At 66.9% G+C, this 12889-nt stretch carries 10 protein-coding genes; all 10 read right to left on the bottom strand.

The window, feature by feature from the left end; all coding sequences use genetic code 11:
- Position 1: 1 nt before the first annotated feature.
- The 10 genes from dnaE to nuoN all read right to left on the bottom strand — a co-directional run bounded on the left by dnaE (position 2) and on the right by nuoN (position 12872).
- Positions 2–3436, bottom strand: coding sequence for a DNA polymerase III subunit alpha (gene dnaE / locus KHC24_RS11500; RefSeq protein WP_213363419.1), 3435 nt, complete (start codon positions 3434–3436; stop codon positions 2–4).
- A 342-nt stretch (positions 3437–3778) separates the two neighbouring features.
- A complete protein-coding gene (locus KHC24_RS11495; protein WP_213363418.1) occupies positions 3779–4237 on the bottom strand; it encodes a hypothetical protein in 459 nt (152 codons plus the stop codon).
- An 84-nt stretch (positions 4238–4321) separates the two neighbouring features.
- The gene (locus KHC24_RS11490) at positions 4322–5002 is read right to left on the bottom strand and encodes an ABC transporter ATP-binding protein (RefSeq protein WP_246546721.1); all 681 of its coding nucleotides are present in this window, start codon (positions 5000–5002) and stop codon (positions 4322–4324) included.
- Positions 5003–5009: 7 nt separating this feature from the next.
- Positions 5010–6233 (bottom strand): lipoprotein-releasing ABC transporter permease subunit, encoded by a 1224-nt coding sequence (locus KHC24_RS11485; protein ID WP_213363456.1) that lies wholly within the window; start codon positions 6231–6233, stop codon positions 5010–5012.
- Between the two features lie 139 nt (positions 6234–6372).
- Positions 6373–7695 carry a proline--tRNA ligase gene (gene proS, locus KHC24_RS11480; protein ID WP_213363416.1) on the bottom strand — a complete coding sequence of 441 codons (1323 nt, stop codon included), beginning with the start codon at positions 7693–7695 and terminating at the stop codon, positions 6373–6375.
- 556 nt (positions 7696–8251) lie between these two features.
- Entirely contained in the window at positions 8252–8521 is a 270-nt protein-coding gene (locus KHC24_RS11475; protein WP_213363415.1) for a DUF1467 family protein, read from the bottom strand.
- 3 nt (positions 8522–8524) lie between these two features.
- Positions 8525–8929, bottom strand: a complete 405-nt coding sequence (mce, locus tag KHC24_RS11470) for a methylmalonyl-CoA epimerase (protein WP_213363414.1) — start codon at positions 8927–8929, stop codon at positions 8525–8527.
- Between the two features lie 39 nt (positions 8930–8968).
- Complete coding sequence (locus tag KHC24_RS11465) at positions 8969–10651, bottom strand: ribonuclease J (RefSeq protein WP_213363413.1); 1683 nt, start codon at positions 10649–10651, stop codon at positions 8969–8971.
- Positions 10652–10665: 14 nt separating this feature from the next.
- Entirely contained in the window at positions 10666–11439 is a 774-nt protein-coding gene (locus KHC24_RS11460) for a biotin--[acetyl-CoA-carboxylase] ligase (RefSeq protein WP_213363412.1), read from the bottom strand.
- A 2-nt stretch (positions 11440–11441) separates the two neighbouring features.
- Positions 11442–12872 carry an NADH-quinone oxidoreductase subunit NuoN gene (gene nuoN, locus KHC24_RS11455; RefSeq protein ID WP_213363411.1) on the bottom strand — a complete coding sequence of 477 codons (1431 nt, stop codon included), beginning with the start codon at positions 12870–12872 and terminating at the stop codon, positions 11442–11444.
- Positions 12873–12889: the final 17 nt, after the last annotated feature.

Here is a 12889-nt window from a genome sequence, read left to right as displayed (position 1 = left end):
CTCAGTGCATCTCCACCGCCACCACGCCGGGCACCGCCTTGATGGCGCCGGCGATCTGCGGGGAGAGGCCGAAGCGGCCGGGAAGCTTCACCTCGACCTCGGTCTCGCCGCGCTCGCCGAGCAGCAGCACGATGGCCACCTCGCCATCACCGCGCCCGCCGCCGAGCGAACCGAGCCGCGACGCCACGCTTTCCAGCGGATCCGGCGAGCGCAGGAAGATGCGCAACGCCTTCTGCATCTTGGAGGCGGCCTCGTCGAGCGGCTCGCACGTCTGGATGCGGGCGCGGACATCCTCGCCCTGCAACTCGGCGGCGACGTGGAGGAGCAGCGCCCTCCCCGGCTCCAGTAGGTCGCGGAACTGGTTCAGTGATTCGGAGAACAACACCGCCTCGAACTGGCCGGAGGGATCCGACAGGCCGACAATACCCATCTTGTTGCCGGTCTTGGTGCGGCGCTCCTGTTTGCTCACCACGGTGGCGGCCAGCCGCCCGGCGGTGGCACCGGCGCGCACCGAGCGGGAGAAGTCGCTCCAGCGCTGCACGCGGAAACGTTCCAGCGTCTTGCCGTAGTCATCGAGCGGATGGCCGGTGAGGAAGAAGCCGATGGCGTCATATTCCTTCTGCAGCCGCTCGGCCGGCAGCCACGCCTCGACATTGGGGATGCGCAGATCCGCCGCCATCGACGGACCGCCGAACATGTTGCCCTGCCCGAGCGCCGCCTCGGCGCCGGCCGCCGCCGCGTGGCCGAGCACCGCCTCGACCGCCGCCGCCGCGCGGGCGCGGTTCGGCTCCAGCGTGTCGAAGGCGCCGGCGTTCACCAGGCTCTCCATGGTGCGCTTGTTCAGCGCCTTGGCGTTGATGCGGGCGGCGAAATCGGCGAGATCCTTGAACGGCCGGTCGCCGCGCGCCTCGACGATGGCATCGACCGCCTGCAGCCCGACGCCCTTGATGGCGGCGAGCGCGTAGAGGATGCATCCCTTCTCCACCGCGAATTCGCGGCCCGAATGGTTCACCGAGGGCGGCACCACGGTGATGCCGAGCCGCTGCGCATCCTGGCGGAATTCCGCCAGCTTGTCGGTATTGCCCATGTCGAGCGTCATCGAGGCGGCGAGGAACTCGGTGGGATAGTTCGCCTTCAGATAGGCGGTCTGGTACGATACCAACGCATAGGCCGCCGCGTGGCTCTTGTTGAAGCCGTAGTCGGCGAACTTGGCGAGCAGGTCGAAGATCTCCGAGGCCTTGGCCTTCGGCACGCTGTTCGCCACCGCGCCGTCGACGAAGCGCTCGCGCTGCTTGTCCATCTCGGCGCGGATCTTCTTGCCCATGGCGCGGCGCAGCAGGTCCGCCTCGCCGAGCGAATAGCCCGACAAGGTCTGGGCGATCTGCATCACCTGTTCCTGGTAGATGATGACGCCGTAGGTCTCCTTGAGGCTGCCCTCCAGCGCGGGATGGGCGTAGACCGCCTGCTCCTGCCCGTTCTTCACCGCGCAATAGACCGGGATATTGGCCATCGGGCCCGGACGATACAGCGCCACCAGCGCGATGATGTCCTCCAGCCGGTCCGGCTTCATGTCGACGAGGGCGCGCCGCATGCCGGCGCTTTCCACCTGGAACACCCCCACCGTCTCGCCACGGGTGAGCATGGCGTAGCTCTTCTTGTCGTCGAGCGGGATGGTGCCGAGGTTGAGCTCGATGCCGCTCTGGGCGACGAGGCGCACCGCCGTCTGCAATACGGTGAGTGTCTTCAGGCCGAGGAAGTCGAACTTCACCAGCCCGGCCTGCTCGACCCACTTCATGTTGTACTGCGTCACCGGCATGTCGGAGCGTGGATCGCGGTATAGCGGCACCAGCTGCGCCAGCGGCCGGTCGCCGATCACGATGCCGGCGGCGTGGGTCGAGGCGTGGCGGTTGAGCCCTTCGAGGCGGGTGGCGATGTCGAAGGCGCGTTTCACCACCGGATTGGCTTCGGCCTCGGCCTGCAGGCGCGGCTCGTCATTGATCGCCTGCTTCAGCGTGACCGGGTTGGCCGGGTTCTGCGGCACCAGCTTGCAGAGCTTGTCGACCTGGCCATAGGGCATTTCCAGCACACGGCCGACGTCGCGCAGCACGCCGCGCGCCTGCAGCGTACCGAAGGTGATGATCTGCGCCACCTGGCCGCGGCCGTAGCGCTGCTGCACATAGCGGATCACCTCGTCGCGCCGTTCCTGGCAGAAGTCGATGTCGAAGTCGGGCATCGACACGCGCTCGGGGTTCAGGAAGCGCTCGAACAGCAGGCCGAAGCGCAGCGGGTCGAGATCGGTGATGGTGAGCGAATAGGCGACCAGCGAGCCGGCGCCCGAGCCACGCCCCGGCCCCACCGGAATGCCGTGCGCCTTTGCCCATTTGATGAAGTCCGACACGATCAGGAAGTAGCCGGGGAACTTCATCTTCTCGATGATGCTGAGCTCGAAGGCGAGCCGGTCGTGATAGTCCTTCTCGGTCAGCCCCGGTGCCGGGCCGTGCACGGCAAGCCGGGCGGTGAGCCCCTCCTCCGCCTGCACCCGCAGTTCTTCCGCCTCGTCGCGCTCCATGGTGAAGCGTGGCAGGATCGGCTTCACGGTGCGCGGGCGATAGGCGCAGCGCCGCGCAACCTCGATGGTGTTGGCGAGCGCCTCGGGAAGGTCGGCGAACAGCTCCATCATCTCCGCGCGGGTGCGGAAGCGATGCTGGGGGGTGAGCTGGCGGCGCCCGTCCTCGGCGACAAGGCGTCCCTCGGCGATGCAGATCAGCGCATCATGCGCCTCGTAATCGTCCTGAGCAGCGAAGAACGGTTCGTTGGCGGCGACCAGCGGCAGCTGCATGCGGTAGGCCAGCTCGATGAGCGCGCGCTCGATCCGCCGCTCCTCGCCGATGCCGTGGCGCTGGATCTCGACATACAGCCGATCGCCGAACAGCGCCTTCAGCGCCTCCAGCCGCTGGGTCGCAACGTCCGGCGTCCCAAGCGCCAAAGCCCGGTCGATCGGGCCGGACGGCCCGCCGGTGAGCGCGATGAGCCCCGCATGGTGGGCCTCCAGCCACTCCATCTTGATGTGCGGGGCGCCGTCATCGGCGGTGTCGAGATAGGAGCGCGACACCAGCTCCATCAGATGACCCCAGCCGGTCTCGTCGGCAGCGAGCAGCACGATGCGCGGGCGCAGGGCATGCGCCGGCCCGCGGCCGGCCTGGTCGGCGAAATCGATGGCGAGCGAACAGCCGACGATGGGCTGAATGCCGGCGCCGGCCATCTTCTCGGAGAATTCCAGCGCGCCGAACAGATTGCCGGTATCGGTCAGGGCGATGGCGGGCTGGCGGTCCTTCTTGACCAGTTCGGCAAGCTTGCCGACCGGCAGCGCCCCCTCCAGCAGCGAGAAGGAGGAGTGGACGTGGAGATGGACGAACCCGACATCCGCCTCGGCCATGGTCTTCCTCCGATCGCGACTCACAAGCTCTCATCGTGAGGATGGTGGCCACCCGCGTCCACCCGCGTCTGCGTGAGCGACGGATCTGTCCCCGTCATCCTCCGACGCCGGCGAACACGCCGGCCCAGATGCCGATCATCGCCACGAACAGGCCGATGGAGGACAGCGCGGCAACTTCCTGAAACAGGATGCGGATCATGACGATCTCCCTTGCGACATGGCGACATGGAACATATGGAGAACATCGGGGATAAGCGGCGTCAGGTCAAGCTTTGTTCTCTTTGCGTTCTTGTCGTTGGTTGCGGAACCGCTAACGCCGTCCCTCGAATCGTCGGCAATCCGTCAGGAAATACGCGGTGGCCAAGCGAGGTCGAGCCGCACCGACAGGCTGCGCGCGGCATCGCGCGGGGCGACGATCAAGGCGTCGCAGCGCGCCGGCTTGCCGTTCATCGCCGCCAGGAAAGTGCGCACTTCCTTGCAGCCGATCTCGCCGACCGTGGCCCCTTCGACCACCACTCGGATCTGCACGGCATCGCGGACCCTGGAGGTCTCCGGCACCAGCTCGGCGACGCAATCATAGCCGGACGGCGTCGTTGCAAGCGCCGAGAAGCGATCGAGCGTCGCCTGATGCGCCTCCACATGGTCGACCGCGTAATCGTAATCCCCGTCCCCCGCCAGTTGCTGCTCGGCGGTCACCGGCACATGCCGGGTGCCGAACAGGCGCAGCGTGGCGATCAGCATCACCGCGGCCAGCACGGCGAGCGATAGCATCGACAGATGATCAAGCCACGGCAAGTCCATCCGGGGGCGCTCCTCAGGGGCGTCCGTACATCTCCCGGAATAGTAAGACCAATAGCTGCGCCGGCAACCGGAAATCTCCGGATGTCAGTCGAGTTCGACGACGCCGCCGTCCTGGAGGGTCACGCGACGGTGCATGCGCGCGGCGAGATCGAGATTGTGGGTGGCGATCACCGCCGCCAGCCCGGTCGCCTCGACGAGTTGCTGAAGCGCGCGGAAAACGTGGTCGGCAGTATGGGGATCGAGATTGCCGGTCGGCTCGTCCGCCAGCAGCACCCGCGGCGCATTGGCCACCGCGCGGGCAATGGCCACGCGCTGCTGCTCGCCGCCGGAAAGTTCGCCGGGCCGGTGCTCCAGCCGCTTGCCAAGGCCGAGATAGCTCAGCAACTCCTTGGCGCGCGCCGCCGCTTCGCGCTTCGCCAGGCCGCGGATCATTTGCGGCATCATCACATTCTCCAGCGCCGAGAACTCGGGCAGGAGATGGTGGAACTGGTAGACGAAGCCGATATCGGTGCGGCGGATGCGGGTGCGCTCCGCATCGGCAAGGCCGGCGGTCGGCTGATCGCCGATATACACCTCGCCGGCGTCCTGATGCTCCAGCAGGCCGGCAATGTGCAGCAGCGTCGACTTTCCGGTGCCGGACGGCGCGACGAGGGCCACCGACTGCCCTTCCATCACCTCGAAATCGGCGCCGCGTAGAATATCGAGGGTGCCCTCGCCCTGGACATAACGGCGATCAATGCCCTGAAGGCGCAATGCGGCGGCCATTCTCGCCTCACTCATAACGCAGCGCTTCCACCGGATCGAGGCGCGCGGCGCGCCAGGATGGGTAGAGCGGAGCGAGGAACGAAAGCACCAGCGCCATGATCACCACCGAGGTAGTCTCGCCGGCATTCATCTCGGCCGGCAGGCGCGAGAGATAATAGAGCTCCGGTGAGAACAGCTCGGTGGCGGTCAGCCAGGAGATGAACTGACGGATCTCCTCAACGTTCAGGCACACCACCAGGCCGAGCAGGAAGCCGGCGAGCGTGCCGACCACCCCGATCGCCGCGCCGGTAACCAGAAAGATGCGCATGATCGCCCCGCGCGAGGCGCCCATGGTGCGCAGAATGCCGATGTCGCGTCCCTTGTCCTTCACCAGCATGTTGAGGCCGGAGACGATGTTGAACGCCGCCACCACCACGATCAGCGTGAGGATGAGGAACATCACGTTCCGCTCCACCTGCAGCGCGTTGAAGAAGGTGGCGTTACGCTGTCGCCAGTCGACGATGTAGACCGGCCGCTGCGCCGCCTGCTGCACCGCCGCGCGGTATTTATCCATGGCGTCGGCATTGTCGGTGTAGACCTCGATGGCGGTGACATCGCCATCCTTGTTGAAATAGGCCTGCGCCTCCGGCAGCGGCATGAACACGAAGGCACCGTCATATTCCGACATGCCGATCTCGAAGATCGCGGCGATCCGGTATGCCTTGATGCGCGGGCTGGTGCCCATCGGCGTCACCGCCCCGCGCGGCGACACCAGGGTCATGTTGTCGCCGGCGTGCAGCGAGAGCTGGTCGGCGAGCCGCTTGCCGATGGCAATGCCCTCGCCCTGATCGAAGCCCTGCAGCGTGCCCTCGCGGATATTCGAGCCGATCGAGGGCAGCGCCCGCAGATTGGTCTCCGAGATGCCGCGCACCAGCACGCCCGAAGCGTTGAAGGCCGAGGAGGCCAGCGCCTGCCCCTCGATCAGCGGCACGGCGAGCTTGATGCCCGGCACGCCGGCGATACGCATGGCGACCGCCTCATAGTCGGTCAGCGGGCTGTCGATGGGCTGGACCAGCAAATGGCCGTTGAGGCCGAGGATCTTCGACAACAGCTCGGTGCGGAAGCCGTTCATCACCGCCATGACGATGATCAGCGTCGCTACGCCGAGCATGATGCCGAGGAAGGAGAAGCCGGCGATGACCGAGATGAAACCTTCCTTGCGGCGGGCGCGCAGATAGCGCAGCGACAGCATCCATTCGAAGGCGCTGAACGGGCGCGTGCCGGAAGGCTCGCTCGTCGCCTTCGGCCGGACGGCTTCCTTGCCGGAGGCCTTGCCCGCCGGATTCTTCGCTGCGCTCTTGAACGCCATCTCGCCTCCGCCGCCTTCCGGCTCAGCCGAGAACGCGGGCGAGTGCAGACTCGACCGACAGGTTCTCGCGCGCACCGTCCGCTCGGCGCTTCAGTTCCACCGTGCCGGCGGCAAGTCCCTTCGGCCCGACAATGATCTGCCACGGCAGGCCGATAAGGTCGGCGGTGGCGAATTTCGAACCGGGACGCTCCTCGGTGTCGTCATAGAGCACGTCGACGCCCTTGGCGGTCAGCGTCGCATAGAGCTGCTCGCAGGTGGCGTCTGTCGCCGCGTCGCCCACCTTGAGATTGAGGATGCCGACCTTGAAGGGCGCGATATCGTCCGGCCAGATGATGCCGTTCTCGTCATGCGACGCCTCGATGATCGCCGCCACCAGCCGCGAAGGGCCGATACCGTAGGAGCCCATATGTACCGGGCGCTCGACGCCGTCGGGGCCGGTCACCTTGGCGCCCATCGGCTCGGAATATTTGGTGCCGAAATAGAAGATGTGGCCGACCTCGATGCCGCGGGCGGAGAGGCGCTTGCCTTCCTCGACGGCGTTGAAGGCCGCCTCGTCGTGCTTCTCCTCGGTGGCGGCGTAGAGGCTGGTCCACTGGTCGACCGTCGCCTGCAGCGCCGCAGGATCGCGGAAATCGATCCCGGCGGGAGGCGGCGCCATGTCGAGATAGTCGGCGTGGCAGAACACCTCGCTCTCGCCGGTGGAGGCGAGAATGATGAATTCGTGGCTGTGATTGCCGCCGATCGGCCCGGTATCGGCCACCATCGGGATCGCCTTCAGCCCCAGCCGCGCGAAGGTGCGCAGATAGGCGACGAACATGCGGTTATAGGCGATGACCGCGTTCTCGAAATCGAGATCGACCGAATAGGCGTCCTTCATCAGGAACTCGCGCGAGCGCATGACGCCGAAGCGCGGGCGCACCTCGTCGCGGAACTTCCACTGGATATGGTAGAGGTTCAGCGGCAGGTCCTTGTAGGACTTCACATAGGCGCGGACGATCTCGGTGAGCATCTCCTCATTGGTCGGCCCATAGAGCATGTCGCGCTCATGGCGATCCTTGATGCGGAGCATCTCCTTGCCGTAGTCGTCGTAGCGCCCGCTCTCGCGCCAGAGATCGGCCGACTGGATGGTCGGCATCATGATCTCGATGGCGCCCGAGCGGTTCTGCTCCTCGCGGATGACGTTGCAGATCTTGTCCAGCACCTTCTTGCCGAGCGGCAGCCAGGCATAGATGCCGGCGCTCTCCTGGCGGACCATGCCGGCGCGCAGCATGAGCCGGTGCGAGACGATTTCGGCTTCCTTGGGAACTTCGCGCAGGATGGGAAGGAGGTAGCGGGACAGGCGCATCAGCGAGACTTTCGATTCGACCGGCGCGGGCGGCCGGAAAGACGGTGCCGAGTGAAACCGGATCGGCGTCGAAAAGACAAGCCCTTGCCCCGCCTCTCGCCTCGCCCGCGCCCTGTGACGACGGCAATTTGAACGGCTGTCACACCCCGGCTGCACTTTTGACTATTGCGCTGCACAAACGATCTATTGCGGCGCAAGGATGACAAGCCGATCGATTCCGGCCTATGTTGGCCTCCTCAAGAAAGGGGTCCGCCTGTCCACGCTCTCGCGCGGCGTCCGGCCCGGGTCTCGGGAGGAATGATCGGCAAGAAAGCCCCCTGGCAGATCACCGTAAAACGGGACGGAACCAGGTGCGGGCGGCCATGAGAAAGAGAAGGCGGGATCCGATGGATTCCGCCTCTTTTTTTGCGCGATTGGCGTGATCTGCGCGATTGTCGTGCGCGGCAAGCCGGTCGGTTTTGCTCCGCGTAGGAGATTCGGCGCCGGAACGCGTTCCCCAGCCTCCGGCGCCGTTCAGGCAGCCGCCACCCAACCGACGTCTTTCAGCACCCAGCCGTCAATGGATTTCGAACGGCATCGGGAACATGTCGAGCCGCAGCCGGTGGGTCTCCACCAGGAAGGCAAACAGCCCGACGATGACCGCCGCGATCAGCGTGGTGGCGATGGCCTTGCGGATGAGCAGCGGGCGCTGCGGCGCGCCGGGCTCGGTGCCGTCCTGCGGCGTGCCGTCCTCGTGCTGCGAGCGCACCCCGAACGGCAGCGTCATGAAGATGACCGTCCACCAGACGAGGAAATAGATGGCGATATAGGTGCCGATGCCGAACACGGTTCAGGCCTGTTCCAGTTCGACGAGCGTGCCGTTGAAATCCTTGGGATGCAGGAACAGCACCGGCTTGCCGTGCGCACCGATGCGCGGCTCGCCGGGTCCCAGCACCCGCGCGCCGGCGACGGTCAGCCGGTCGCGGGCGGCGAGGATGTCGTCCACCTCGTAGCAGATGTGGTGAATGCCGCCGTCCGGGTTGCGCTCCAGGAACCGGGCGATCGGCGAGCCGTCGCCAAGCTGGCCCAACAGCTCGATCTTGGTGTTCGGCAGTTCGATGAACACCGTGGTCACGCCGTGCTCCGGCTGGTCGACCGGCGCCGACACCTTGGCGCCCAAGGTGTCGCGGTAAAGCGAGGTCGCCGCTCCTAGGTCCGGCACGGCGATGGCGACATGATTGAGACGACCGATCATGACAGTTCTCCCCGCCCGCGCACGCTCAGGCGGCGTCCTTCATACCGTGATCACCAGCACATGGCAGAGCGGCTTCTTGCCCCAGGCGGCGTTCACCTGCGAACGCACGGCGCGGGTGAGCGTATCCGCCACCGCATCCGGATCGCGCCGCCGCGGCTTGGGCAGATTGTCGAGACAGTCCAGCACCGCGTCCTCCACCACCTCGTCGAGCGGCTTGCCGCCGATGCCGGTCTGGGGAATGCCGGTCAGGTCGATCATCGGATCGCCGACGACGTCGCCCTTGGCGGTCATCGCGACCGCCACCGAGATCACGCCGGCAAAGGACAGCCGTCGGCGCTCGGCGATCGCCGGATCGGCATCGCCGACCAGCACCAGGCCGTCCTTGTGCAGCCGGCCGACCGGAATTTCCTCGATCACCTCGGCATCATGGCTGGGATCCTCGCCGATAAGGCGCACCACGTCGCCGTCGACGATGCGCACCACCTGCTGCGCGCCCATGCGGCGGGCGAGATCGGCATGCTCGGAGAGATGCAGTGGCTCGCCATGCACCGGCACCGAGATGCGCGGCCGCAGCCACTTGTACATCTGCTCCAGCTCGCCGCGACGGGGATGGCCGGAAACATGGACGAGGGCGTCGCGATCGGTGGTCACCTTCACGCCCTCCAGCACCAGGGCGTTGATGATGCGGTTCACCGCCCGCTCATTGCCGGGAATGGTGCGCGACGAGAAGATCACGTGGTCGCCGGGGGAGAGCGCGATCTCCGGATGGTCGTCATCGGCGATGCGCGCCAGCGCCGCGCGCGGTTCGCCCTGGCTGCCGGTGAGGATCGCCACCACCTTGTCGCGCGGCAGGAAGCCATAGGCATCGACCGAGCGGAACGGCGGCAGCCCGTCGAGCAGCCGCTGCTCGCGCGCCACGGTGATCACCCGCTCCATGGCGCGGCCGACCAGCACCACCTCGCGCCCGACCGAATGCGCGGCTTCCGCGACCGAGCGGATGCGCGCCACATTCGAGGCAAAGGTGGTCACCGCCACGCGATTGGGCGAGGCGCGCATGATGTCGGCCAGCACCACGCCGACCTCGGCCTCCGAGGGCGAGACGCCGTCGCGGATGGCGTTGGTGGAATCGCAGATCACCGCCCGCACGCCCTCGTCGCCGAGCGCGGTGAAGCGGGCCGGGTCGGTGACGTTGCCGACCACCGGCGTCGGATCGATCTTCCAGTCGCCGGTATGGACGACGAGACCGAGCGAGGTGCGGATGGCAAGCGCGTGGCTGTCGGGAATCGAATGTGCGACGGGAACGAACTCGACATCGAACGGCCCGATCTGCGCCCGTCCGCCGGTGGGCACCACGCGGAACGGGATCTTCGGCGCGCCGGGCTCGCCCAGGCGGCGGGCCTCGGCCAATGCCGCGGTGAACGGCGTTGTGTAGACCGGGCAGCCGAGGCGCGGCCACAGATCGACCAGCGCCCCGACATGGTCCTCATGGCCGTGGGTCAGCACCAGGCCGACGATGCGCTCGCGCTCGGCGTCAAGGAAGGCGATGTCCGGCATGATGATGTCGATGCCCGGGACATCGGGTCCGGCGAAGGAGATGCCCAGATCCACCACCAGCCACTGCCGCTTGTGGCGCGGACCGAACCCGTAGATCCCGAGATTCATGCCGATCTCGCCGACGCCCCCCAGCGCGGCGAAGACCAGCTCGTCCGAAGACTTTATCACTCACTTGCCTTTCATCACCCAAGTCCCGCCGATGACGGGAAGATGTCCCCGGCGCGTATCGTCTCGCGTACGCCGTCCGGGCGACGCAGAACCAGGGCGCCGGAAAAATCCAGCGCCTCGAATATGCCTTCCGTCTCGCGCCCCTGCAGCCGCACCGTCACCGGCCGCCCCAGGCCGAACGCACAGCGCAGCCAGGATTCGCGCGTACGCGAAAAACCCTCGCCGCGATCCCACTGCGCCAGCCGGTCCCGCATCGCCACATCGAGCGCCACGCGCAGCGATTCCGGCTCGGTCGGGAAACCGGCGCTCGCCAGGTTTGCCGTCGGATAGGGCGTGTCCTCGGGGCTGCGGGCGCAGTTCACGCCGAAGCCGATCACCGTCGCGCCGCGCCCGTCCGCCAGCCTCGTGCCTTCCAGGAGGATGCCGGCAAGCTTGCCGCCGTCAATCAATACGTCGTTCGGCCATTTCACGCCGATGCGCAAGGGGTCGATGCCGGTGACGGTGCGTACCGCGTCATAAAGTGCCAGGGCAGCGACAAAGCACAGCTCCGGCTGGCGCACCGGCGGGGCGGGATCGACCAGCAGCAGCGAGGCATAGAGATTGCCCGGACGCGAATCCCACGGCCGGCCGCGTCGGCCGCGACCGGCGGTCTGGCGCGCGGCCACGAACCAGCAGGGGGCCAGAACGGAACCGGCGCCGGCCCCGGTTACCCGGGCCAGCGCCTCCGCATTGGTGGAACCGATCTCGTCGAAACGGACGACCGGCGTGCCGGATCGGTCGGCGGCCATGCTCAGAAGAGCGCCCTCGCCGCCACCCCAGCGGCCGCCAGCAGCGGCGCCGGATAGACGAAGAGCAGCAGCGTGAACAGGCCGGACACCGCCAGCACCGCCTTCAGCTCGGCCGGCATCGGCTCGAAGGGCGTCGCCGGTTCGTCGAAATACATCACCTTGACGATGCGCAGATAGTAGAAGGCGCCCACCACGCTGGCCAGCACGCCGACCACCGCCAGGGTGTAGAGCCCGGCCTGGATCGCGGCGAGAAACACGTAGTACTTGGCGAGGAAGCCGGCGAGCGGCGGGATGCCGGCCAGCGAGAACATGAGCGCCGCCAGCATGAAGGCCTTGACCGGGCTGGTGCGGGCGAGGCCGGCGAGGTCCTCGTAATTCTCAACCATGCCGTCCTTGCGACGCATGGAGAGAATGCAGGCGAAGGTGCCGAGCGTCATCGCCATATAGACGGTCATATAGACCAGCACGCCGCGCACGCCCTCCTCCGTGCCGGCGGCGAGGCCGACCAGCGCGTAGCCCATATGGCCGATCGAGGAATAGGCCATCAGGCGCTTGAGGTTCTTCTGGCCGATGGCGGCGAAGGCACCGAGCACCATCGAGGCCAGCGAGATGAAGACGACGATCTGCTGCCACTGATGCACGACGTTCGGCAGCGCCTCCATGGAGAAGCGCACGAACACCGCGATGGCCGCCACTTTCGGCGCCGCACCGAAAAACGCGGTGACCGGGGTCGGCGCGCCCTCATAGACATCCGGCGTCCACATGTGGAACGGCACCGCCGACACCTTGAAGGCAAGGCCCGCAAAGATGAACACGATGCCGAAGATGAGGCCGAGCGACGGCTCGTGGACGGCCTCGGCGATCTTCGCGAAATTCACCGTGCCGGTGAAGCCGTAGATCAGCGAGGCGCCGTAAAGCAGCATGCCCGAGGACAGTGCGCCGAGCACGAAATACTTCAGGCCAGCTTCGGTGGAGCGCACCGAATCCCGGTTGTTGGCGGCGATGACGTAGAGCGAAAGGCTCATCAGCTCGAGGCCCATATAGAGGGCGATGAGGTCCCCGGCCGAGATCAGCATCATCATGCCGAGAGTGGAGAGCAGGATGAGCACCGCAAATTCGAAGCGGCTCTGCTTCTCGATCTTGAGCCAGTCCACCGACATGGCGAGCGCCCCGCCGGAGCCGAGAAGGGTCAATACCTTGAGGAACCGGCCATAGGCATCGACCTGGAACGAGCCGCCGAACAGCACCGCCGGCTCGGACGGGCCGAGCAGCACCAGAACCAGCGCGGCGAACAGCGCGGCGAGCGCCAGCCCGTTCACCGTGTCGACCGACTTCGGTCCGGCGATGGCGCCGAACAGCACCAGGAACAGCGCGGCGAGCGCCAGCAGGATCTCGGGCAGCGCGGGGCCGAGCGCGGCAAGGGAGAAGGTCATCGGGCAGGCTCCGCGAG

The sequence above is a fragment of the Ancylobacter defluvii genome, from assembly GCF_018390605.1.
Classification (GTDB): Bacteria; Pseudomonadota; Alphaproteobacteria; order Rhizobiales; family Xanthobacteraceae; genus Ancylobacter; species Ancylobacter defluvii.
This window is presented reverse-complemented; position numbering and strand designations above follow the sequence as displayed.

Bases quoted from the DNA above. Each gene is read 5' to 3' on its own strand.
- proS (WP_213363416.1), bottom strand. From the start codon at position 7,695: ATGCGCCTGTCCCGCTACCTCCTTCCCATCCTGCGCGAAGTTCCCAAG.
- mce (WP_213363414.1), bottom strand. From the start codon at position 8,929: ATGATCGGTCGTCTCAATCATGTCGCCATCGCCGTGCCGGACCTAGGA.
- KHC24_RS11485 (WP_213363456.1), bottom strand. From the start codon at position 6,233: ATGCTGTCGCTGCGCTATCTGCGCGCCCGCCGCAAGGAAGGTTTCATC.
- KHC24_RS11490 (WP_246546721.1), bottom strand. From the start codon at position 5,002: ATGGCCGCCGCATTGCGCCTTCAGGGCATTGATCGCCGTTATGTCCAG.
- KHC24_RS11460 (WP_213363412.1), bottom strand. From the start codon at position 11,439: ATGGCCGCCGACCGATCCGGCACGCCGGTCGTCCGTTTCGACGAGATC.
- KHC24_RS11495 (WP_213363418.1), bottom strand. From the start codon at position 4,237: ATGGACTTGCCGTGGCTTGATCATCTGTCGATGCTATCGCTCGCCGTG.
- nuoN (WP_213363411.1), bottom strand. From the start codon at position 12,872: ATGACCTTCTCCCTTGCCGCGCTCGGCCCCGCGCTGCCCGAGATCCTG.
- dnaE (WP_213363419.1), bottom strand. From the start codon at position 3,436: ATGGCCGAGGCGGATGTCGGGTTCGTCCATCTCCACGTCCACTCCTCC.